Raw genomic sequence first — 22833 nt, 5'->3', positions numbered from 1 at the left:
ACAGGACTGGGATTGTTCTTGAAAAGTGAGCTGCTAGCGCATGTCATTCAAGGATTTCAGATACTTTTCAATCTGAAGTCTATGAATGACGTGCGGTAGCTGCTCCTCTATTTAATGTTCGGAGGCATGGCGGCCGATGTCCGGCCAGTGGTGGTGCAGATAGATCCAGGCGATCAGGCCGATCAGCATCATCAGAATCGAGCCCGTGGCCAGCAGTGCGGCCGAATGCATGACCAGCGGCGCAATCACACCGGCCACAAAGCCGTTGGCCACCGAGCCCACCACGGCTTGCAGCGAAGAGGCCAGGCCGCGTCGCGCAGGGTGGATGTCCAGCACCAGCAGCGTCACCACGGGCACCATCAGCGCCCAGCCGTAGGCGAACAGGCTGATGGGAATCAAGGCCCAGCTCACATGGGCAGGCCAGATCAGATTGGCCACCAGATTGATGATGGAGGTCACGCACATCACCAGAAAGCCGTGGCGGATCTGGCGCTTGGGCGGAATGCGTCCGGCCAGGCGGCCGCTGGTCCAGCTGCCGGCCATGATGCCGCCGATGGTGGCGATGAAGAACCAGAAGAACTGCGTGGGCTCGAGCTGCAGGATATCGCCCAGAAAAGCCGGGGCCGACAGCAGATAGAGAAACATGCCGTTGAACGGAATGCCGCTGGCCAGGGCCAGCAGCAGAAAGCGCGGATCGGTGAGCAAGATGCCATAGCCCTGCATCAGCGGTCTGAACTGGAAGGGCTGGCGTTTTTGCGGCGGCAGCGATTCGGGCAGAAACTTGACGTTGATGAGCCAGAGCAGCACGCCCACGATGGTCAGGAACCAGAACACGGCCTGCCAGCTCAGGTGCACGAACAGCCAGCCGCCGATCACCGGGGCCAGTGCCGGCGCAACGCCGAAGAAGATGGTGATCTGCGCCATCACGCCCTGGGCCTGGGTCGGCGGAAAGATGTCGCGCACGATGGCGCGCGAGACTACGATGCCGGCACCGGTGGACAGGCCCTGCAGCGTGCGGAAGATCACCAGCTGGGTGATGTTCTGCGACAGCGCGCAGCCGGCCGAGGCGATGGTGAACATCACCAATCCCCAGAGGATGACGGGGCGGCGTCCGAAGCTGTCGGCCAGGGCGCCATGAAACAGGTTCATGAAGGCAAAACCCAGCAGGTAGGCAGACAGGGTCTGCTGCATTTCTACGGGGGTTGCGCCCAATGCCTTGGCAATGCCCGAGAAGGCGGGAATATAGGTGTCAACCGAGAACGGGCCCAGCATGCCGAGGATGGCAAGCAGCATGGCCAGAGTCCAACGCGGTCCGCGCCAGAACGTGGAGAGGTCGTTTTGCATAGTGAGTCTTGGGTGGGCAAATACTGCCCGGGGATGTCTGCATGATGCCTGATATGGCGCGGCTCTGATGTCGGCGCCCATGCTTTTGCAGATTCGGCGGCGCTCGGGCGCGGCCAAGAAAAAAGCCAAAGTTCCTGAGAACTTTGGCTTTTGAATTTTGGTGGGCCCTGAGTGATTCGAACACTCGACCAACGGATTAAGAGTCCGCTGCTCTACCAACTGAGCTAAGAGCCCGCCGGAGTAAATCCGGAGGATCAATCTGAAGAATCAGACNGAANAAATTTGGTGGGCCCTGAGTGATTCGAACACTCGACCAACGGATTAAGAGTCCGCTGCTCTACCANCTGAGCTAAGAGCCCCACACAACGCCTGCGCTGCAAGCGAGACCGCAATTATGCGCTAATTCTGGAGGGCTTGCAGGAAAACCCGCGGGTTTTTTTAATCCAGTGCGTTGCGGCGTTGCAATTCCACGAACAGGCCCGCCTGGTCCAGGTCGCCCAGGCCGTTTTTCACGCCCTCGGCATAGAGCTGCTCCAGCAGTCCGGTGATGGGTGCGTCAAAGCCGATTTCCTCGGCCGTGGCGGTGGCGTTGCGCATGTCCTTGAGCTGTACCGTCATGCGCCCGCGCGGCGCAAAGTCGTGCTTGACCATGCGTTCGCCATGCACTTGCAGGATGCGGCTGTCGGCAAAGCCGCCGGAGATGGCTTCACGCACCTTGGCCGGGTCGGCGCCGCCGCGTTCGGCCAGCAGCAGGGCTTCGGCCACGGCACCGATGGTGATGCCCACGATCATCTGGTTGGCCAGTTTCGCCAGCTGGCCTGCGCCATGCGGGCCCACATGGGTGGCACGGCCCAGCGCCGCAAAGACGGGCAGGGCTTGTTCGAAATCCGCAGCATCGCCGCCGGCCATGATGGCCAGGGTGCCGGCTTCTGCGCCCAGCGTGCCGCCCGAGACGGGTGCATCCAGATGGCGCAGGCCCAGCGCGGCAAGCTTGCCGGCATGTTCACGCGCCTCGCGTGGCTGGATGGAGGCCATGTCGATGAACAGCGAGCCCTTGGGCATGGCTTCGGCCACGCCCAGGTCGAACAGCACTTCGCCGACGATGGCGCCGCTCTCCAGCAGGCTCACGGCAAAGTCCACGCCGCGCACGGCATCTGCCGCGCTGTCGTGGATGCTCACGCCATCGGCAGCCAGCGGCTCGGCCTTGGCGCGGGTGCGGTTCCAGGCGTGGACCTTATGGCCGGCCTGGGCCAGGCGGCGGGCCATGGGCAGGCCCATCATGCCCGTGCCCAGAACGGCGATCTTCAGTGTGTTCATGGCGTTGTTTCCCTGGAGTTATGGAACGTCAGCACGTTCTTGTGAATGACGACATGCTAAGCCCTTACACAGCCCGCAATCGCGGTCATGACCACAGATCAGTTGTGCGTGGGGGATGCGGAAAATGCAAGGCCACCAACAACAAGGGCAGCCTGAGCTGCCCTTGATGCTTTTTTTTGGAGGTTCACCTTCGCGCTGGTGAGTCGCGCCTGACGGCCTACATCAGCAGATGCTCGCCGGCGTTGTCGCCGCCGAGGATGACGTAGTTGACCTTGCGGATGTCCATGAGCTTGGTGCCGCCTGCGTAGCTGATGGAGGACTGCACGTCCTGCTGCATCTCGACCAGCGTGTTCATCAGCGGGCCCTTGACGGGCTCCAGAATGCGCTTGCCTTCCACATGCTTGTACTCGCCCTTGTTGAAGTCGGAGGCCGAGCCGTAGTATTCCTTGAACAGCTGGCCGTCCACTTCCACGGTCTTGCCGGGCGACTCTTCATGGCCCGCGAACAGGGAGCCGATCATCACCATGGTGGCACCGAAACGGATGCTCTTGGCAATGTCGCCGTGGCTGCGGATGCCGCCGTCGGCAATGATGGGCTTGGTCGCCACGCGGGCGCACCACTTGAGCGCCGACAGCTGCCAGCCGCCCGTGCCGAAGCCGGTCTTGAGCTTGGTGATGCAAACCTTGCCGGGGCCCACGCCGACCTTGGTGGCGTCCGCACCCCAGTTTTCGAGGTCGATCACGGCTTCGGGCGTGGCGACGTTGCCGGCAATCACAAAGGCCGCAGGGATCTTGGCCTTGATGTAGGCAATCATGTTCTTCACGCTCTCGGCATGGCCGTGGGCAATGTCGATGGTGATGTATTCGGGGCAGATGCCGTCGGCCACGAAACGGTCCACCGTTTCGTAGTCGGGCTGCTTGACGCCCAGAGAGATCGAGGCAAACAGTCCCTTGGACTGCATGTCCTTGGTGAAGGCCACGTTGTCGATGTCAAAACGGTGCATCACATAGAAGAAACCGTTTTGTGCCAGATAAGTGCAGATCTTCTCGTCCACCACCGTCTTCATGTTGGCGGGCACCACAGGCAGCTTGAAGCTGCGGTTGCCCAGCATGACGCTGGTGTCACATTCCGAACGGCTTTCCACGCGGCACATGCGGGGCAGCAGAAGAATGTTGTCGTAGTCGAAGATTTCCATGGTTCCAAGCTCCGGAAAAGGTCACGGCGGGAATCTCACCCACCTCAATTTTCAAGGATAGGCGCTTGGCTTGGAGCCCGGTTTTCGGCAGTGCCGGCATGCAGCAGGCAAAAAAAACCGGACCTCAAAAAACTTGGGCCCGGTGATTGATTCTATACGGCGTCGACGCAAATCGTATGTTCCGACATCGTTATGAGGGTTATAAGGATTTTCTTATAGGGGTGCCTTGTCCTGCGTCTTAGCGGGTGTGCCATAGACCCTCATGAAGGCATCCACAGCGCGCTCGGTGCACAGGGCAATCTCCTGCGCAGAAGGGGCGGGCAGGTGCTGGAACATGAAGCGCGGCAGCAACTCGGCCTCCAGCAACGCCAGCAGGTGATGGCGCATGACCTCGGTGTCTGCGTTGCGCAGCAGGCGGAGCTCGATGCCCTGCTGCAAGAAGGCATTGATGGCGGCATTGCCGCGCGCCGGTCCCATGTCCCAGCAGCGCTGGCCGATATTGGCGCGCCCGCCTTCGCAGACCAGCAGGCGGCGCACGGCCATCACCTCCGGCGAGTACAGCAGGCCCAGGAAACGCTGGCCAAAGTTGCGCAGCGTCTGCGCCGCATCGTCATTGCTGGCCTGCAGCGCCAGCATGGTGTTCTGGAAGTCGGCTTCGGAGGCCTGGAACATCACCTCCAGAAACAGCGCTTCCTTGGACGGAAAGTAGTTGTAGAGCGTGGCCTTGGAGCCGCCCAGCCGCGTGCAGATCTCGGACATGGAAGTGCGCTCGAAGCCCAGTTCGCCAAAGGTGGCCGCTGCAACGTCAATGATGGCTTGTCGCTTTTCTTCCGTTTTGGTGCGCATGGGGCGAAATGTCCTGGGGCGGTTGTGATGTCTTTCAGTGTAGCGCTTGCGATCTCGAATCCTGAAAATATATACTGTACCGTACAGTTCATTATTAAAGTATTTCATGACTCAATGCATAGCCGCCGCGCCGCAGAGGACTCGGCGTGGGCGCCATGGCTGGTGGGTTCTGGGCTTGCCTGCGCTACTGGCAGCCTGCGCCCAGGTTCCCGAATGGGAGGGCAAGGCCGTATTGGCGCAGCCCGTGCCCGAGACTCTGCAGGCTGCAAACCATGCCCCGCCCATGGACTGGCCCACCGAGCAATGGTGGCAGCGCTATGGCGATACACAGCTCGATCAGCTGATCGCCCAGGCTCTGGAGGGCGCTCCCGATATGGCGGCCGCCGCAGCCCGCGTGCAGCAGGCCAGGGCCATGCTGGGTGTGAGCGAAGCGGCTTCTGCGCCGCAGCTTTCCGCCCGCGCCTCGGTCAGCGAGGACAAGCTCAGCTACAACCATCTGACGCCAGAGGCCTTCGCGCCGCGCGGCATGAATGACTATGGTCGCGCCACGCTGGACCTGAGCTGGTCGCTGGATCTGTGGGGCAGGCAGCGTGCCGCAGTGGCCGCTGCTGCCGGCGAGCTGGCAGCGCGCGAGGCCGATGCAGCCCAGGCGCGTCTCTTGCTGTCCAGCAATGTGGCCCTGGCCTACGCACAACTGCTGCGCCTGGCTGCCAATACGCAGACGCTGGAGCAATCGGTGCAGGTGCGCCGGACCACGGCCGAGTTGTTTGAGCAGCGCTATGCCAACGGGCTCGAAAACCAGGGCAGCGTGTACAGCGCCAGGGCGCGTCTGGCCGCTGCGCAGGCCGAACTGGCACAGATGCAGGAACAGGTCGCCTTGCAGCGCAACAGCATTGCTGCGCTGATGGGAGCTGCTCCCGATCGTGGTGCAGCCATCGTGCTCGATGCCGGGCGCCTGCAATCACCGTGGCAGCAGCAATGGGCCTTGCCCGAGCAGTTGCCGGCGCATCTGCTGGGCCGTCGCCCCGATGTGGTGGCCGCCCGTTTGCAGGCACAGGCGCTGGAGTCGCGCGTGGCGTCGCAGCAGGCCGAGTTCTATCCCGATGTGAATCTCAGCGCCTTTGTCGGCGTGCAGTCGCTGGGCCTGGACATGCTGACCCGAAGCGGCTCCGGCATCGCCAGCGTGGGCCCGGCCGTCAGCCTGCCGATCTTCAATGGCGGCCGCTTGCGCTCGCAACTGGGGGCAGCGCGTGCCCGTTATGACGAGGCCGTGGCCCAGTACCGCAGCACGCTGAACCGGGCCTTGCAGGAGGTGGCGGACAACGCCGTCAGCCAGCGGGCGTTGCAGCAGCAGCTGACGGCCATGCAGCAGGCCGTGACGGCCGCGACCGAGGCGCATCGTGTGGCGCGCAACCGCTATGAGGGCGGGTTGGCGCGCTATCTCGATGTGCTGTCGGCGGAAGACCAGCTGCTTGCCAGCGTGCGCCAGCTGGTCGACGTGCAGTCGCGTGCCCTGACGCTCGATATCGGTCTGCACCGCGCACTGGGCGGCGGCTGGAGCGAGTCCGCCGGCGCCCCCGATGCGACCGTGCCAGAGGCCTGAGCCACTTTCCAGAACTGAATCACGACTTGCGCAAAACAGGGTCGGGCAAGACGACTGCCTCAGCAGGCAGGCCGTGATTGCAGTCCTGTTTGCGTGACTCCCATGAATATTTCCGAGGTTTTGTATGACTGAAAACGCTTCTTCCGTGAGCGCGAATCCTGCCGTGCGCGAACAGCGCCGCAACCGGCTGCTGGCCGGGCTGGCAGGCGTGGTGTTGCTTGCCGGTGCGGCCGCCGGCGCTTACTGGTGGCTGCATGCTTCCCACTTCGTCTCCACCGACAACGCCTATGCGGCGGCCGAGGTGGCACAGGTCACACCGTCCATAGGCGGCACGGTGCTGGAGGTGTTGGTCAGGGACACCCAGGCCGTGAAGCAAGGCGATGTGCTGGTGCGCATCGATCCCACGGACGCCAGGCTGGCACTGGCCCAGGCCGAGGCCGAGCTGGCCCGCGCCATGCGCCGCGTCAAGGGCTATGTGGCCAATGATGGCGGCCTCAAGGCCCAGGTGACGGCCCGCGAGGCCGATGAAAAGCGCGCGGCCGCGCAGCTGCTGGCGGCCGAGGCCGATATGGAGCGTGCCACCATCGATTTGCAGCGCCGCCAGGCCCTGGCCAAGAGCGGTTCGGTCTCGGGCGAGGAGCTGACGCAGGCGCAGAACGCTTTTGCCGCAGCCAAGGCGCAGCTCGCATCGGCCGTGGCCGCGCAGGCACAGGCCAGGGCCAACCGCGAAGCCGCCATTGGCGCCAAGCAGGTCAACGCCACCTTGATCGAGGGCGCGGATGCAGAGAGCAATCCCGAGGTGCAACTGGCGCAGGCGCGTCGCGATCAGGCTCAGGTCGATCTGGATCGCAGCACGGTGCGCGCTCCCGTCGATGGCGTGGTGGCCAAGCGCAGCGTGCAGATCGGGCAGCGCGTGCAGGCCGGTGCGCCCTTGATGACGGTGGTGCCGGTGCAGCGGATCTATGTGGATGCCAACTTCAAAGAGGGCCAGCTGGGCAAGGTGCGCGTGGGCCAGCGCGTGCAGCTGCAGTCCGATCTGTACGGCAGCGATGTGAAGTACAGCGGCACTGTGGTGGGCTTCAGCGGCGGCTCCGGCTCGGCGTTTGCGGCCATTCCCGCGCAGAACGCCACGGGCAACTGGATCAAGGTGGTGCAGCGCCTGCCCGTGCGCATTCAGCTGGATGCCGCCGAGCTGGACAGGAACCCGCTGCGCGTGGGCCTGTCCATGCAGGTGACGGTGGACACCCGCAGCGGCCCTGCCGACGCAGCCGGCGTGGCGACCACGGCCGCGCAGTGAGTGCCTCATGAGCGATCACAACGCAAGTGCGGCCGCAGCGGCCGGCGCGCCTGCCGTGCCCATGGCCGCCGGCATGGTGCCGCTGACGGGAGGCACGCTGTGGCTGGCGGCCCTGGTGCTGGCAGCGGCCAATTTCATGGCCGTGCTGGATATGACGGTGGCCAATGTCTCCGTGCCCAGCATCGCCGGCAATCTGGGCGCGACCACCAGCCAGGGCACCTGGGTCATCACCAGCTATGCGGTGGCCGAAGCCATCACCGTGCCGCTGACCGGCTGGCTGGCGGCGCGCTTCGGCGCGGTGCGCGTGTTTGCCACTGCCATGGGTTTGTTCGGTCTGGCATCGCTGCTGTGCGGCCTGGCCAATTCGCTGGGCATGCTGGTGTTTGCGCGCATCTTGCAGGGTCTGGCCGGCGGCCCGCTGATGCCGCTGTCCCAGTCGCTGCTGCTGCGCATCTTTCCGCCGCGCATGGCGCCTGCGGCCATCGGCCTGTGGTCCATGACCACGCTGATCGCGCCCGTGCTGGGCCCCATCGTGGGCGGCTGGATCTGCGACGAGTACACCTGGCACTGGATCTTTCTGATCAACATCCCGGTGGCCCTGGTCTGCGCGTTTGCGGTCTGGCATCTGGTCAGGCGCTACGAGCAGCCGCTGCTCAAGAACCCGATAGACATCGTGGGCCTGATTCTGCTCATCGTCTGGGTGGGCTCGCTGCAGCTGATGCTGGATGAAGGCAAGAACCTGGACTGGTTTGCCTCGCCCATGATCGTGGCGCTGGCTGCGGTGGCCGTGGTGGGCTTTGCGGCCTTCATGATCTGGGAGCTGCATGCCGAGCACCCGATCGTGGATTTGCGCGTCTTCAGGCACCGCGGCTTTTCCATGGCCGTGCTGACCATCAGTCTGGCGTTTGCGGCCTTCTTCGCCGTCAATGTGCTCACGCCGCTGTGGCTGCAGAGCTTCATGGGCTACACGGCCACGCTGGCGGGTCTGGTCACGGCCTGGACGGGGCTGTTCGCGCTGTTCGTGGCGCCGGCCGCTGCCGGGCTGGCGGCCCGGGTGGACCCGCGCCGGCTGATCTTTGGCGGCGTGTTCTGGATGGGGGTGATCACCTGCTGGCGCGCGTTTGCGACTACGGACATGGGCTATTGGGACATCGCCCTGCCGCTGATGTTCATGGGGCTGGGTCTGCCGTTCTTCTTCATACCGACCACCGGGCTGGCGCTGGCCAGCGTGGAGCCGCGGGAGATGGACAACGCCGCCGGCCTGATGAACTTTCTGCGCACCCTCTCGGGCGCGGCCGCGGTCTCCGTGGTCAACACGGCCTGGGAGAACGGCACGACGCGCAAGCATGCGGATCTGGTGGGTTTGAGCGATGCCAGCGGCGAGGTGCTGCACGGACTGCAGCAGTCGGGCATGAGTGCCGATGCGGCGCTGTCGGCGCTCGATCAGCTCATCACCAGCCAGAGCGTGATGCTGGCCACCAATCAGATCATGTTCATCATCGCGGGCGGCTTTGTGCTCGCGGCCTGCGCGATCTGGCTGGCACCGAGGCCGAGCCGCACGGTAGAGCCCGGTGCGGGCGGACACTGAGTGTGAGTGCCGTGGCTTGAATGAATTGATAGCTGCTTGCGCTTGATATTTGTGCGTTTCAGATATGGAAGTATCTGAAAACCATATTTATCAAGCGCAGGCAGCTTTTCTTTCAGGAGCATGAAGCCACGAATGCAGCAGCAAGTCGAAGGGAGTCGCCAGCATTTCTACAATGGGGGCTATGTTCCCGATCGACCTGCTTGACTCCGCGCCAGACGGTGCAAATTCCGGCGCCAATCCCGCCTCTCACTCGCCCCTGCTGACCGGCCTCAACGATGAGCAGCTGGCCGCGGTGACCCTGCCTGCGGGCCATGCGCTGATTCTGGCGGGTGCCGGCTCGGGCAAGACGCGTGTGCTGACCACGCGCATCGCCTGGCTGCTGCAGACCGGGCAGGCCACGCCCGGCTCCATCATGGCCGTGACCTTCACCAACAAGGCCGCCAAGGAGATGCTCACGCGTCTGTCGGCCATGCTGCCCTACAACGTGCGCGGCATGTGGATCGGCACGTTCCACGGCTTGTGCAACCGACTGCTGCGCGCCCACTATCAGGCGGCCAAGCTGCCGCAGGCGTTCCAGATTCTGGATACGCAGGACCAGCTCTCGGCCATCAAGCGCCTGTGCAAACAGTTCAATGTGGATGACGAGCGCTTTCCGCCCAAGCAGCTGATGTACTTCATTGCGGGCTGCAAGGAAGAGGGCATGCGCCCTGGCGATGTGGTGGCTACCGACCCCGACACTCGCAAGAAAGTGGAGCTGTACCAGCTCTACGAAGAGCAATGCCAGCGCGAAGGCGTGGTCGATTTTGGCGAGCTGATGCTGCGCAGCTACGAGCTGCTGCGTGAGGATGCCCATCTGCGCCACCACTATCAGCGCCGCTTTCAGCACATCCTGGTGGACGAGTTCCAGGACACCAACAAGCTGCAGTACCAGTGGCTCAAGCAACTGGCGGGCGACGATGTGGGCGGGCGCTACGAGTCGGCTGCCAGCGTGATTGCCGTGGGTGACGACGACCAGAGCATCTATGCCTTTCGCGGAGCGCGCGTGGGCAATATGGCGGACTTCATCCGCGAGTTCGACGTCAAAAACCAGATCAAGCTGGAGCAGAACTACCGCAGCTACAGCAACATCCTCGACTGCGCCAACGCGCTCATCAGCCACAACAGCAACCGCCTTGGCAAGAACCTGCGCACCAGCCAGGGCCCGGGCGAGCCGGTGCGCATCTACGAAGCGCCCAGCGATCTGGCCGAGGCTGCGTGGATGGTCGACGAGATCAAGCAGCTGGTCAGAAACGATGGCTTCACGCGCCAGGAAATTGCCGTGCTCTACCGCAGCAATGCGCAAAGCCGGGTGATCGAGTCGGCGCTGTTCAATTCCAAAATTCCCTACCGTGTGTACGGCGGTCTGCGCTTTTTCGAGCGCGCCGAAATCAAGCACGCCCTGGCCTATCTGCGCCTGCTGGAGAATCCGCACGACGACACCAGTTTCCTGCGCGTGGTGAATTTCCCCGCACGCGGGATCGGCGCGCGCACGATCGAAGTCCTGCAGGACACGGCGCGCAGCAGCGGCACTTCGCTGAGCGACGCCGTCACCGCCGTGGGTGGCGCGGCCGGCACCAAGCTGCAGGGCTTTGTGGCACAGATCGATGTGCTGCGTGAGCAGACGCAAGGGCGCACGCTGCGTGAAATCATCGAGACCGTGGAAGAGCAAAGCGGCCTGATCGAGCATTACCGCAACGAGAAGGAAGGTGCGGACCGCATCGAGAACTTGCAGGAACTGGTCACGGCTGCCGAAAGCTTTGTGACCCAGGAAGGCTTTGGCCGCGATGCCGTGGCCATGCCGTTGGACGAACAGCAGAATGCGCCGCAGCTGAGCCAGTCGCCCGTCAGCCAGGGGCTGGATCCGAATCAGCCGCTGCTGGACGAGGCGCTCAGGGCGCCGGCCGGTACGGCAGCCTCCATGGTCAATGCCGATACCGGCGAGACGCTGTCGCCGCTGCAGGCCTTTCTGGTGCATGCGGCGCTGGAAGCCGGCGACAACCAGGCCCAGGCCGGCCAGGATGCCGTGCAGCTGATGACCGTGCATGCCTCCAAGGGCCTGGAGTTCGATGCCGTGTTCATAGGCGGTGTGGAGGAAGGCCTGTTCCCGCACGAGAACGCCATGATGGATCGTGGCGGTCTGGAGGAGGAGCGGCGCCTGGCCTATGTGGCCATCACGCGTGCGCGCAAGCGTCTGTATCTGAGCCATTCGCAGACGCGCATGCTGCATGGTCAGACGCGCTACAACGTCAAGAGTCGCTTCTTTGACGAGCTGCCTGAGGAAGCGCTCAAGTGGATCACGCCCAGGCAGAGCGGCTTTGGCAGCTTCGCCCCTTCCTCGGGCGCTGGCGGCGCCTGGGGCTCCAGGGGCGCAGGCCAGTTCGGCTCCGGCTCGGGCTGGGGCGGCAAGCAGACCGAAGTCTTTGCCAGCCCGCCCGTGCCGCAGCAAAAGGCCGAGCCCGCGCACGGCATCAAGGCCGGTATCGCGGTGTTTCACAACAAGTTCGGCGAAGGCAAGGTGCTGGCGGTGGAAGGCTCGGGTGACGATGCGCGCGCCCAGGTCAGCTTCGGCCGCCATGGCACCAAGTGGCTGGCGCTGGCGATTGCCAAGCTGACAATCGTGGACTGAGTTGCCCGAGGTCCCTGGCCCATGAAAAAAGCCGCGGCCTTTTGCAAGGCGCGGCTTTTTTGTCGAGGCCCGGGGGCGGCGCTTACTTGGCGCTGAGCTTCATCTGGGCGGGCGAGGCCGTGATGTAGCCCACGGCGGAGCCGAACTTGTCCTTGTAGTTGGCCTTGATCAGCGGATCCAGCTGGGTCTTGACGTTGGCATGGATGCCGCCCCAGTCACCGGCGTGCTGGAAGTTGCTCATGATGTAGGTCCAGCCGTTGATTTCGTCCACGGCATGCAGGCCCGTGGATTCGCCGCCGGCGGGCACGGACAGCACGCGCGACAGCTGCTTGGTGTCCACGTTGTAGGCCCACATGAAGTTGTTGACGTGCTGGCTGCTGTCCTCGCCGATGAACAGGGTGCGCATTTTTTCCGAGAACTTGAGGTTGTCGGGGTTGGCGATCTTGTTGGGGTTGGCGGTGTTGCCCAGGGCGTCGCCCTTGAGGGTCTTGCCGTCGGTGTCCAGCAGATCCTCGCCGGCCAGCAGGGCAGCCGTGTCCACGGGCATCCATTCGCTGTTGATGGCGGTGCCGGTCGTGTCCTTCTGGCCGCCCTTGAGGTTCAGCGCCATCACGACGCCGGCCACCAGCTGCTTGGGCACCGAGACGCCGTTGCCTGCCACGTTGGCGGCATTGCCGGCCACCATGGAGGACTGCACGTTCTGCAGTGCGGAGTAGGCGATCTTGTCCTTGGCGTTGACAGTCGTGCCTTCCATCTTGGTGAAGCCCAGGCTGGCACCCTTGAAGGCGGCATAGCGATGGGTTTCGAGGAAGGCGGCGGCCTTGTCCATGCCGGCGTTGATCTTGATCCACTCGGTCTTGCCGTTGGCCACGATCTTGGTGTAGCTGGAGTCGCTGGGGTCGGTCTTGGACACGGTCATGATGTCCGTGGGCTTGAGCGTGTTGGCCAGGTTTTCGATCTCGGCGCTGGTGGCCGAGCCCAGCTTGATCCAGGTCAGCGGCGCGGCGCTCTTGGCGGCAGGGTCGATGGAGAAGCCCGCACCGACCTTGGCGGCGTACAGCGTGCCCGAGGACAGGTCTTTTTCCTTGTCGGCGACGAAGACGAAGTAGCCGCTGTTGGTGGCGTCGTCACCCATGAGCGCGGTGCGCTGGTCGGGCATGACCTGCACCAGCTCGTGCGAGATGCGGCCCATGCAGAAGTGCTTCTTGATGGTGGCCGTGCCGTCGACATTGACGATCACTTCGGGCATGTGGCCGTAGTGGTAGGGGTTGGCCTTGCTGGAGTCGCCGTACAGGTTCTGGCTATAGGCCTGGAACATGGTGTTGCTGGCGATGCTGAAGGCATCGGGTTCGTACTCTTCCGAGGACAGATGGGTGCCCCAGGGCGACAGGCTGGCGCCGCAGGTGATCCACAGGCCGTGGACCTTGGAGGTGTCCACATTGTGGTACTTGACCAGGCTCAGCTTGCCTGTGGTCTGGTCCTGGTCCAGCGTCAGCACGGCAATGGGCGATGGCAGCTTGCCGTACATATCGGTCGTGCCGTCCTGGGCCCAGGTGGTGTATTCGAACTGCACCACGGCAAACACGGGCTGGCCCTTGACGCCGTCGACCTTGGCATTGGGCACGGTCAGCAGCGAGGTGCCGTCGGGCGAGTCGGAGAAGAAGTGGCGCTCCTTGCCGGAGACGGTCTTGTCGATGATCTTGTTGTTGTAGATGTCGTAGTAGCCGCCGGCCAGCAGCTGGCCGCCCTTGCCGTCGGAGACCATGTCGCCGGTCACGAAGAAGGGCTGGTAGCCCAGGTCGTAGACCTGCTCGCTCTTGTCGTCGAATGCGACCTTGAGCTGGGAGGCCACATACATGGTGGCCATATTGGCGGGCGTGGTCAGCGAAGGCGCAGCCATGGCAGTGAAGCTGGCCGAGACATAGTTCTTGGTGACGGGAGGCGTCGTAGGCGTTGTCGGGGTGTCGTCATCGCCACCACCACATGCGGCCAGCAGGCTGGATGCGGACACGACCGAACCCAGGGGGAGCAGGGGAGCGCCGGAAAAGAGTTGCAGGGCCTTACGACGGCTGAGCAGATTTTGTGCCATGAGAGTTTCGCAGTGTGGGGTGAAGCGCAGACTTGGGGCCGCGCTGAATTGGATGAATGCCAGGACATGAGATGCATGCCCTGGTCAGTCCTGCGAATCCTAGGAAACGAATATGACAGCGGCGTGGCTGCTTGATGACATCGGCATGAATGATGGTTTGCGCTGCTGCCGGGCGCGGGCCGGCGTGCGGCCCATAAAAAAAGCCCCGACCTGGGAGGGCGGGGCTGCTGAGGTCTGCCGCTGGCGCTTACAGATCCGGCGCGGGCGGTGCGCTGTCGATCAGCGTCTGCTCGGCGTCGGGAGGGCTGAAGCTGTCACGGAAGGTAAACACGATGGAGGTAAAAAAGATGGCAGCCAGCATCAGCGCTGTTGCCACCATCAGACCCCCGGCAATGCTGCCGATGAGCATGGCCAGAATGCCGGTGACGATGGCCAGGGCCATGCCGGAGACGATGAACACGCCGATCCAGCAGACACCGAACACCAGATAGGCACCGATATTGCGAATGCAGCCGACAAAGCTGAAGAACAGCGACTTGACGGGGCTGATGCCATGCCAGTGAATCAGCGCCGGTGCATGCCAGAAGGCCAGTGACAGCGGCAGGTAGAGAAACATGCTCAGCCACATGGCGGACTGGAACTCGGGCTCCTCGGCGAGCTCGCGGGTCATGGGGGTCTGGCCCAGGTAGACGCTGGCAAACGTGCCGCCATCGACCAGGCTGGAGGCACCGATGATGAGCAGAAAGCCGGCGGCATAGAGGCCGCCCAGGATCAGCATGGAGTGCAGATGCTGGCTGCCGGAGCGAAAGGACACCAGCAGCAGCGCCGGTGTGGGCTTGCGGCCGTGGGCGGCTTCGGAGGCTGCGACCATCATGCTCAGCGAGATGCAGGGCAGCAGTGCCAGCGCGATGACAGGGCCGATCAGCGGCAGGGCCGAGATCAGCGACATGCTGGCCATGCCCAGAAAGAACAGGGCGGCCAGGGCCAGGGGCTGGCTTCTGAAAGTGCGCAGGCCCTGCAGCACCCATTGCAGACCGGTGCCGGGTGGAACGATTTGAAGTTTCATGGAAGAGGCTGAAATACTTTTGCGAGAGCGTGCAAAAGTCGCTCTTGCACTGTACCCGAGACGGCTGGGCGGGGCCATCAAAAGCCCCGGGGCACCCAACTTCTTGGCGCCGGGCTGGCGCTCAGTCCAGCGTCAACGGATGGGCGATGCGCTGGCTCAGCACGCGCTCGAAGTGGGTGGGGTCGTGGGGCTGCAGCAGGGCGGCCTCACGCGGCAGATGGAAGTCCCAGAGGCGGGAGATCCAGAAACGCAGGGCGCCGGCACGCAGCTGGGCGTTGAGCAGTTCGCGCTCGGCTGCGGCCAGCGGGCGCACGGCCTGGTAGGCCGCAAGCATGGCCTTGGCGCGCTCGGCATCATGGGCACCTGTTGCGTGATCGATACACCAATCGTTGAGGCAGACCGCCAGATCGAAGAGCCAGGTGTCCACGCCCGCGAAATAGAAGTCGAAGAAACCGGTGAGCCGGTCGCCGTCGAACATCACGTTGTCACGGAACAGATCGGCATGGACGGGGCCGCGCGGCAGGGCCGCATAGCTGGCCGAGGCCGCGACATGGTTCTGATAGGCCAGCTCGGCGCGCAACATGGCGGCAGTTTCCTCGCCCAGATGCGGCAGGACCACGGGCACGGTTTCATTCCACCAGGGCAGGCCGCGCAGATTGGGCTGCTGGCGGTCGTAGTCCTGACCGACCAGATGCATGCGCGCCAGCATGTCGCCCACGGCCGCGCAGTGCACGGCAGCCGGGGCCAGCTGGCTCTTGCCGGCCAGGCGGTTGACGATGGACGCAGGCTTGCCGCAGACCTTGAGCAGAATGTCGCCGCTGCGTGTCTCGCTTTGCGGGTCCGGCACGGGAATGCCGGCCCGTGCCAGATGCTTCATCAGGTACAGATAGAACGGCAGCTGCTCGGCGCTCAGGCGTTCGAACAGTGTCAGCACCCACTCACCCTGGTCGGTCGTCAGAAAGTAGTTGGTGTTTTCGATGCCGCCTTGAATGCCGCGCAATTCCTTGAACGAGCCTAGGGACATGCGGCGCAGCAGGTCGCGCGCATCTTTATCGGAAACTTCGGTGAAAACAGCCATGGTGAATACGCCGGTCTGGGGCGACCGACCGAACTAGCAGGGAGAAGGTGTCTATATGCAACAGGGCAGTGCTTTGAAGCACTGCCCTGTCATGAATGGGGGAAAAGCGCGCCGCGCTTCAGAACTTGAGGAAATTCCAGACGCGGGTGCCTGTGGTGTCGCCGCTGTTGCTGTCGCGGTTGCGGGCCGCGCGGGCGCCGTCGTTGGACTGCACCTCGTACTCGGGCATGGAGCCTACCTTGGGTTGCACGGTGATGCTCTGGGTCTGGCCGCCCACGCGGGTTTCATCGACACGGCTGCCGGCGTCCTCCACGCGGATATGTTCGATCCGCTGGTTGTGCTTGCCGGTCGCCGCCGCATTGTCCTGCTGGCCCTGGGGCGCAGGAGCGACTGCGGCATCGGCCGGCGCAGGGGTGGGGGACTGGGCCAGAACGGATCCGGCGGCCAGGCTCAGGATGATGAAAAGTGGTGCAGCGCGCATAGTGTGGATTGTAGGGCGACTTCGAATTGTCCCACCAGGCGCTATCCGTCTCGGGTCTGCGGACCGGCGGAGCCGGGCTCGCGTGCACAATCCGGGGTATGAGCAATTCCAAGACCCTGGTGCTGGTGGACGGCTCCAGCTACCTCTACCGCGCCTACCATGCCATGCCCGATCTGAGGGCGATTCCCGGCGACCCGGCCAGCCCGGCCACGGGTGCCATCCGCGGCATGGTGAACATGATGCAGGCGCTGAGGAAGGACGTGCAGGCCGATTACGCCGTCTGCGTGTTCGATGCCTCGGGGCCGACCTTCCGCGACGAGATGTACACCGAGTACAAGGCCACGCGCTCGCCCATGCCCGACGATCTGCGCAGCCAGATCGAGCCCATCCACGAGGTGGTGGCCATGCTGGGCTGGAAGGTGGTGGCCGTGCCCGGCGTGGAAGCCGACGACGTGATCGCGACGCTGGCGCAGACCGCCGCGGCTCAGGGCATACAGGTCATCGTCTCCAGCGGCGACAAGGACTTGAGCCAGTTGGTCAACGAGCATGTGACCATCATCGACACCATGAACGGAAAGAAGCGCGACGTGGCCGGCGTGACGGCCGAGTTCGGCGTGCCGCCGGCGCTGATGATCGACTACCAGGCCCTGGTGGGCGACACCGTGGACAACGTGCCCGGCGTGACCAAGGTCGGACCCAAGACCGCCGCCAAATGGCTGGAGGAGTTCGGCACGCTGGACAATCTGATTGCCAACGCGGCAGGCATCAAGGGCGTCGCAGGCCAGAACCTGCGCGATGCGATTGCCAGCGGCCAGCTGGCGCTGAGCCGCCAGCTGGTGACCATGAAGACCGACTGCGATCTGTCCGCCTACATCGGCGGTCTGCCGCAGCTCGATGCCGTCACGCTGGCCGAGCCCGATAGCGCCGCACTCGCGCCGTTCTACGAGAAATACGGCTTCAAGGGCCTGGTGCGCACCCTGGGCGCTGCAGCGGCCGACACCAAGGCGGCCAAGCCAGGCAAGGCCGCCAAGGTCGACAGTGCCCAGGGCGGCCTGTTCGATGCCGATGACGCAGCGGCCACCGAGGTGGCCGTTGTGGCCCAGCAGCGCGATGTGCTCTACACCACCATCCTGAGCGAGGCGCAGCTCGATGAATGGCTGGCCAAGATCGAGGCCGCCGAGCTGACGGCGCTGGATACCGAGACCGATTCGCTGGACGAGATGGTGGCCCGCATCGTCGGCATCTCCTTCAGCGTGGCGGTGGGCGAGGCCGCCTATATTCCGCTGCGTCACGAAGGCATGGACGTGCCCGAGCAGCTCGATCTGGACAAGGTGCTGGCCAGGCTCAAGCCCTGGCTCGAGGATGCGTCCAGAAAGAAGCTGGGCCAGCATGTCAAATATGACCAGCATGTGTTTGCCAACCACGGCATCACCGTGCGCGGCTATGCGCACGACACCATGCTGCAGTCCTATGTGCTCGAAGCCGACCGCCCGCACAACCTGACCAGCCTGGCGCTGCGCCATGTGAATCGCAGCGGCATCAGCTACGAAGACCTGTGCGGCAAGGGCAAGAGCCAGATTCCGTTTGCCCAGGTGCCCGTGGACAAGGCCGCAGCGTACAGCTGCGAGGACTCCGACCAGACGCTGGACGTGCACAACACCTTGTGGCCGCGCATCCAGGCCCATGCCGGGCTGCTGCATATCTACGAGCTGGAAATGCAGACCAGCGAAGCGCTGTTTCGCATCGAGCGCAATGGCGTGAGCATCGACGCGGGTGAGCTGGCACGCCAGAGCAATGATCTGGGCGCACGCATCCTGAAGCTCGAGGAAGAGGCTTACGAGATTGCGGGCCAGCCCTTCAATCTGTCCTCGCCCAAGCAGCTGGGCGAGATCTTCTTCGACAAGCTGGGCATGCCCGTCGTGAAGAAGACCGCCACCGGCGCGCGCAGCACGGACGAGGAAGTGCTGGAAAAGCTGGCCGAGGACTATCCGCTGCCCGCCAAGCTGCTCGAGCACCGCAGCCTCTCCAAGCTCAAGGGAACCTACACCGACAAGCTGGCGCAGATGGCCTTGCCCAGCGACGGCCGCGTGCACACCCACTACGCCCAGGCCGTGGCGGTGACGGGGCGTCTGTCCAGCAACGACCCCAATCTGCAGAACATTCCCGTGCGCACGCCCGAAGGCCGCCGCGTGCGCGAAGCCTTTGTGGCCCCCGAAGGCAAGCTCATTGCCAGCGCCGACTATTCGCAGATCGAGCTGCGCATCATGGCCCACCTGTCGGGCGACGAAGCCTTGCTGAGCGCCTTCAAGAACGGCCTGGACGTGCACCGCGCCACGGCCGCCGAAGTCTTCGGCGTGAGTGTGGACGAGGTCAGCAGCGAGCAGCGCCGCTATGCCAAGGTGATCAACTTCGGCCTGATCTACGGCATGAGCAGCTTCGGCCTGGCCAAGAACCTGGGCATCGAAACCAAGGCTGCGGCTGCCTATATCGACAAATACTTCCAGCGCTATCCCGGCGTGAAGCGCTATATGGACCAGACCGTGGAACTGGCTCACGCCCAGGGCTATGTGGAGACCGTGTTCGGTCGCCGCCTGGTGCTGCCCGAGATCAATGGCGGCAACGGCCCGCGCAAGAAAGCGGCCGAGCGCGCGGCCATCAACGCCCCCATGCAGGGCACGGCGGCCGATCTGATCAAGAAGGCCATGGTGGCCGTGCAGGCCAGGCTGGATGCCGAAAAGCCCGAGGTGCTGGTCATCATGCAGGTGCACGACGAACTGGTGTTCGAGCTGCCCGAAGCCGCCAGGGACTGGGTGCAGGCCGAGATCCCTGCCATCATGGCCGGCGTGGCCGATCTGTCCGTGCCGCTGCTGGCCGAGATCGGCTTTGGCAGCAGCTGGGAAAAGGCGCATTGATACGCTGTCGTCCCGGGGGCGCCTAGGTGTTGCCGAGGTGGCTCCTTAAAAAAGAGAGCTGCTTGCGCTTTCTGAAAAAGCACTTCAGGTTGTTTTCGACCTGAAGTGCTTTGTTTACAAGCGCTGACAGCTCCTGAATTGTTCTAGGTTGTTGCGGGAAATATCTTGTTCAAAGGCTTTGCAATGACGCCCGCCGTACGCATGGGGCTGTCGATTTCGGTGGCGACGGGGCTGTACGGCATCTCCTTCGGCGCACTGTCCGTGGCGGCCGGCCTCAACCTCTGGCAGACCATGGCGCTGAGCGCGCTGATGTTCACGGGCGGTTCGCAGTTCGCCTTTATCGGCGTGGTGGCGGGCGGCGGCAGCGGCATGGCGGCCGTGAGTGCGGCCTCGCTGCTGGGCGTGCGCAATGCCATCTACGGCATGCAGATGAGTCGCCTGCTGGGCGTCCAGGGGCTGCAGCGCTGGCTGGCGGCGCATTGGACGATCGACGAATCCGCGGCCACGGCATCGGGGCAGGAAGAGCTGGCCGAGCAGCGGCGCGGTTTCTGGGTCGCCGGGGCGGGCGTGTTCCTGCTCTGGAATCTGTTCACATTGCTGGGCGCGCTGATGGGCAATGCGCTGGGCGACACGCGCCGCTTCGGTCTCGACGGGGCTGCCGTGGCGGCCTTTCTCGGCTTGCTCTGGCCGCGCCTGAACGCGCGCGAGCCGGTGGCGCTGGCGCTGGCCTGCGGGCTGGTCACGGCCCTGGCCATACCCTGGGTGCCCGCAGGCGTGCCGATTCTGCTGGCCGCGGCCCTGGGCGCCTTCTGGGGCTGGGTGCGCCCTTCGGAGGCCGAGCAATGACGTTGTCCCTGTGGCACTGGATTTTGCTGGCCTGCGCGCTGGCCTTTGTGACCAAGCTGCTGGGCTACAGCCTGCCCGAGCGCTGGATGCGCAGCCCGCGCATGGCCCAGATCGCGGCCTGTCTGACGGTGGCGTTGCTGGCTTCGCTGACGGTGATGAACACCCTGGCCAGCGGCACACGCATCAGCCTGGATGCGCGCCTGGGCGCCTTGCTGGTGGCGGCGCTGGCCCTGTGGCTGCGGGCACCATTCTTGCTGGTGGTGATTCTGGGGGCTGTGGCTGCGGCGCTGCTGCGCTGGCTGGCCTGAGGTGGCTGCAGCGCGCTGGCCTTAGACTGCATGGCTAGCCAGGCTCGAGATCGTCAACACGTTCTGAAATTCCATCAACCCAAGGAGGATCCATGAAGTACGAAGACATCGCTCAGGATATGCAGGGGCTGCTCGGCGCTCGCGCCGATGCCCAGCCCAGCCGCCGCACGGCCTTGCGCGCAGCCCTTGGGGCGGGCCTGGGCGTGGGCTATGCCTGCGCCGCGGGCCCGGTCATGGCTCAGACGGCCATCAAGACCCCGGTCGACGGCCTGACGGCAGGCGAAGTCAGCATCGATGTCAAAGGCTTCAAGCTGCCGGCCTACCGGGCCATGCCTGCGGGCAAGCAGAATCTGCCCGTTGTGCTGGTGATCTCCGAAATCTTCGGCGTGCATGAATACATTGCCGATACCTGCCGCCGCCTGGCTCGTGCCGGCTATCTGGCAATAGCGCCCGACCTGTTCGTGCGCCAGGGCGATCCCATGGCCTATGCCGAGATGGCCAAGCTCATGAGCGAGGTGATCGCCAAGGTGCCCGATGCCCAGGCCATGGGCGATCTGGACGCTGCCGTGCAATGGGCAGGCACCCAGGGCGGCGACGTCAAGAAGCTGGCCATCACCGGCTTTTGCTGGGGCGGGCGCATCACCTGGCTGTATGCCGCACATGCCCCGCTCAAGGCCGGCGTGGCCTGGTACGGGCGTCTGCAGGGCAACAAGAACGATTTGCAGCCCAGCTATCCGCTGGATCTGGTGGGGCAGCTCAAGGCGCCGGTGCTGGGCCTGTACGGCGGCAAGGACACGGGCATTCCGCTGGAGTCGGTTGAAGCCATGAAGGCCGCGCTCAAGACCGGCTCTGCGGCGGCCAGGGCCTCGGAGTTCGTGATCTTCCCCGAGGCGCCCCATGCCTTTCATGCCGACTACCGCCCCAGCTACCGCGAGCAGGCCGCGCAGGACGGCTGGACCCGCATGCTGACCTGGTTCAACCAGTATGGCGTGGCTTGATGTCTCATACGCTGAAATTTTCGGCCCGGGGGGCTTGACAGCTTTGCTAAGGTGAAAGAAGTCCCGGCGTGCCATGCATGTCATGCGCATCCGGGGCTGACGGTATGGGGATAGTCGCAAGCGGGCCGCGTTGGGTGGCGCATTCTGCGAAAATCCTCAAGATTCGCCTGTAAAAGGTTGCGGTTAAGCCATATAAAGCTATGACATTGGTAGCAATTATTCTGGCCACCCTGGCTGCTGGTATCGGCAGTGTCTGGGTGGCCGCGTTGTTGATGAGTCTGGGAGGGGGGCGCACGCCAGGGCTGATGCCCCAGCGTCTGCTGAGCCTGGCTGCGGGAGCCTTGCTCGCCACAGCCTTCATGCATTTGCTGCCCGAAGCGTTCGAGAGCCACGGCAAGTCCCATGATCTGTTCGTGGTGCTGTTGATCGGGCTGGTGTTTTTCTTTCTGCTGTCCAAGGCCGAACTCTGGCACCACGGCCATGAGCATTCGCATGGCGACTCCCACCAGCCTGTTGCCGTGCACCATGCTCACAGTCATGGCCACGACCATCAGCATGGTCACGCCCACCATGACCATGGCGAGCACGCGCATGGTCACAGCCATGGCAAGGGCGGCTGGGCGATTCTGACGGGCGACAGCGTGCATTGCTTTGGCGATGGCGTGCTGATTGCATCGGCCTTCGTGGCCGATATCCGCCTGGGCCTGATTGCTGCACTGTCGGTGCTGGCGCACGAGGTGCCTCACCACATGGGCGATATCGTGGTGCTGCGCCAGTCCAGCAGCAATCGCCGCGTGGCGCTGGTCAAGGTGTCCATGGCGGGAGCCGTGACCACGCTGGGCGGGGTGGCCGGCTATTTCCTGATCGGACAGCTGCACGAGCTGCTGCCGTATTTCCTGGTCGTTGCGTCGAGCAGCTTCATCTATGTGGCGCTGGCCGACCTGATTCCCCAGCTGCAAAAGCGCCTGAGTGCCAAGGAAACTGCAGCCCAGGTCTTCTGGCTGCTGCTGGGCATCGTCATCGTGACGGTGATGAGCGGTGCTGCGCACAACCATGGACACGAGCATGACCACGATCATGGCGCCGAGGTCGGGCATTCGCACGAGCCCGCCCCCGCGCCCGCGGCTGCCCATGAAGCGGCGCACAAGCACGAGCATTGATTGCAACTGCAGTCGTAAAAAAACCGGCTTTCAGCCGGTT

General features: G+C 64.1%; 17 protein-coding genes and 2 tRNA genes. 9 read left to right on the top strand and 10 right to left on the bottom strand.

What is annotated here, in order from left to right:
- Positions 1-111: 111 nt before the first annotated feature.
- The 6 genes from DJFAAGMI_RS14180 to DJFAAGMI_RS14155 form a co-directional block, all read right to left on the bottom strand.
- Entirely contained in the window at positions 112-1344 is a 1233-nt protein-coding gene (locus tag DJFAAGMI_RS14180) for a multidrug effflux MFS transporter (protein ID WP_211457624.1), read from the bottom strand.
- Positions 1345-1502: 158 nt separating this feature from the next.
- Positions 1503-1578 (bottom strand) — tRNA-Lys (locus DJFAAGMI_RS14175).
- A 49-nt stretch (positions 1579-1627) separates the two neighbouring features.
- Positions 1628-1703, bottom strand: a tRNA-Lys gene (locus tag DJFAAGMI_RS14170).
- Positions 1704-1782: 79 nt separating this feature from the next.
- On the bottom strand, positions 1783-2661 hold the full coding sequence (locus DJFAAGMI_RS14165) for an NAD(P)-dependent oxidoreductase (RefSeq protein ID WP_211457623.1): 879 nt from the start codon (positions 2659-2661) through the stop codon (positions 1783-1785).
- 217 nt (positions 2662-2878) lie between these two features.
- Complete coding sequence (locus DJFAAGMI_RS14160) at positions 2879-3856, bottom strand: GMP reductase (RefSeq protein WP_043006439.1); 978 nt, start codon at positions 3854-3856, stop codon at positions 2879-2881.
- A gap of 213 nt (positions 3857-4069) precedes the next feature.
- A complete protein-coding gene (locus DJFAAGMI_RS14155; RefSeq protein WP_211457622.1) occupies positions 4070-4702 on the bottom strand; it encodes a TetR/AcrR family transcriptional regulator in 633 nt (210 codons plus the stop codon).
- A gap of 106 nt (positions 4703-4808) precedes the next feature.
- Here DJFAAGMI_RS14155 and DJFAAGMI_RS14150 point away from each other — a divergent pair, with 106 nt between their 5' ends.
- The 4 genes from DJFAAGMI_RS14150 (at position 4809) to DJFAAGMI_RS14135 (ending at position 11855) form a co-directional block, all read left to right on the top strand.
- Entirely contained in the window at positions 4809-6305 is a 1497-nt protein-coding gene (locus tag DJFAAGMI_RS14150) for an efflux transporter outer membrane subunit (protein WP_211457621.1), read from the top strand.
- A gap of 124 nt (positions 6306-6429) precedes the next feature.
- On the top strand, positions 6430-7602 hold the full coding sequence (locus tag DJFAAGMI_RS14145; RefSeq protein WP_211457620.1) for an HlyD family secretion protein: 1173 nt from the start codon (positions 6430-6432) through the stop codon (positions 7600-7602).
- Between the two features lie 7 nt (positions 7603-7609).
- Positions 7610-9190 (top strand): DHA2 family efflux MFS transporter permease subunit, encoded by a 1581-nt coding sequence (locus tag DJFAAGMI_RS14140; protein WP_283245771.1) that lies wholly within the window; start codon positions 7610-7612, stop codon positions 9188-9190.
- A 181-nt stretch (positions 9191-9371) separates the two neighbouring features.
- Positions 9372-11855 (top strand): UvrD-helicase domain-containing protein, encoded by a 2484-nt coding sequence (locus tag DJFAAGMI_RS14135; protein WP_211457619.1) that lies wholly within the window; start codon positions 9372-9374, stop codon positions 11853-11855.
- Between the two features lie 82 nt (positions 11856-11937).
- On the opposite strand, the gene DJFAAGMI_RS14130 is transcribed toward DJFAAGMI_RS14135, so the two are convergent.
- From DJFAAGMI_RS14130 to DJFAAGMI_RS14115, 4 genes are all read right to left on the bottom strand, one after another.
- Positions 11938-13944: a PhoX family protein gene (locus tag DJFAAGMI_RS14130; RefSeq protein ID WP_003058179.1), complete on the bottom strand. Its 2007-nt coding sequence runs from the start codon at positions 13942-13944 to the stop codon at positions 11938-11940.
- A 247-nt stretch (positions 13945-14191) separates the two neighbouring features.
- Positions 14192-15010 carry a BPSS1780 family membrane protein gene (locus DJFAAGMI_RS14125; RefSeq protein WP_043006433.1) on the bottom strand — a complete coding sequence of 273 codons (819 nt, stop codon included), beginning with the start codon at positions 15008-15010 and terminating at the stop codon, positions 14192-14194.
- 121 nt (positions 15011-15131) lie between these two features.
- Complete coding sequence (locus DJFAAGMI_RS14120; protein WP_211457618.1) at positions 15132-16088, bottom strand: homoserine kinase; 957 nt, start codon at positions 16086-16088, stop codon at positions 15132-15134.
- A gap of 118 nt (positions 16089-16206) precedes the next feature.
- Positions 16207-16569 carry a hypothetical protein gene (locus DJFAAGMI_RS14115; protein WP_043006431.1) on the bottom strand — a complete coding sequence of 121 codons (363 nt, stop codon included), beginning with the start codon at positions 16567-16569 and terminating at the stop codon, positions 16207-16209.
- Positions 16570-16667: 98 nt separating this feature from the next.
- Between DJFAAGMI_RS14115 and polA the strand changes: the two genes are divergently transcribed.
- The 5 genes from polA (at position 16668) to DJFAAGMI_RS14090 (ending at position 22793) form a co-directional block, all read left to right on the top strand.
- The gene (polA, locus tag DJFAAGMI_RS14110; protein WP_211457617.1) at positions 16668-19481 is read left to right on the top strand and encodes a DNA polymerase I; all 2814 of its coding nucleotides are present in this window, start codon (positions 16668-16670) and stop codon (positions 19479-19481) included.
- Between the two features lie 183 nt (positions 19482-19664).
- The gene (locus tag DJFAAGMI_RS14105) at positions 19665-20327 is read left to right on the top strand and encodes an AzlC family ABC transporter permease (protein ID WP_249334322.1); all 663 of its coding nucleotides are present in this window, start codon (positions 19665-19667) and stop codon (positions 20325-20327) included.
- The gene (locus tag DJFAAGMI_RS14100) at positions 20324-20635 is read left to right on the top strand and encodes an AzlD domain-containing protein (protein WP_211457615.1); all 312 of its coding nucleotides are present in this window, start codon (positions 20324-20326) and stop codon (positions 20633-20635) included. Before DJFAAGMI_RS14105 ends, DJFAAGMI_RS14100 begins: the two co-directional genes overlap by 4 nt.
- Before the next feature lie 92 nt (positions 20636-20727).
- The gene (locus DJFAAGMI_RS14095) at positions 20728-21633 is read left to right on the top strand and encodes a dienelactone hydrolase family protein (protein WP_211457614.1); all 906 of its coding nucleotides are present in this window, start codon (positions 20728-20730) and stop codon (positions 21631-21633) included.
- A 200-nt stretch (positions 21634-21833) separates the two neighbouring features.
- Positions 21834-22793 (top strand): ZIP family metal transporter, encoded by a 960-nt coding sequence (locus DJFAAGMI_RS14090; RefSeq protein ID WP_211457613.1) that lies wholly within the window; start codon positions 21834-21836, stop codon positions 22791-22793.
- Positions 22794-22833: the final 40 nt, after the last annotated feature.

Origin of the sequence: Comamonas brasiliensis (genome assembly GCF_018292285.1) — a bacterium.
In the GTDB taxonomy this organism is placed as follows: domain Bacteria; phylum Pseudomonadota; class Gammaproteobacteria; order Burkholderiales; family Burkholderiaceae_C; genus Comamonas; species Comamonas brasiliensis.
The sequence above is the reverse complement of the archived record's forward strand: the minus strand, read 5'-3'. Positions and strand labels throughout refer to the sequence as shown.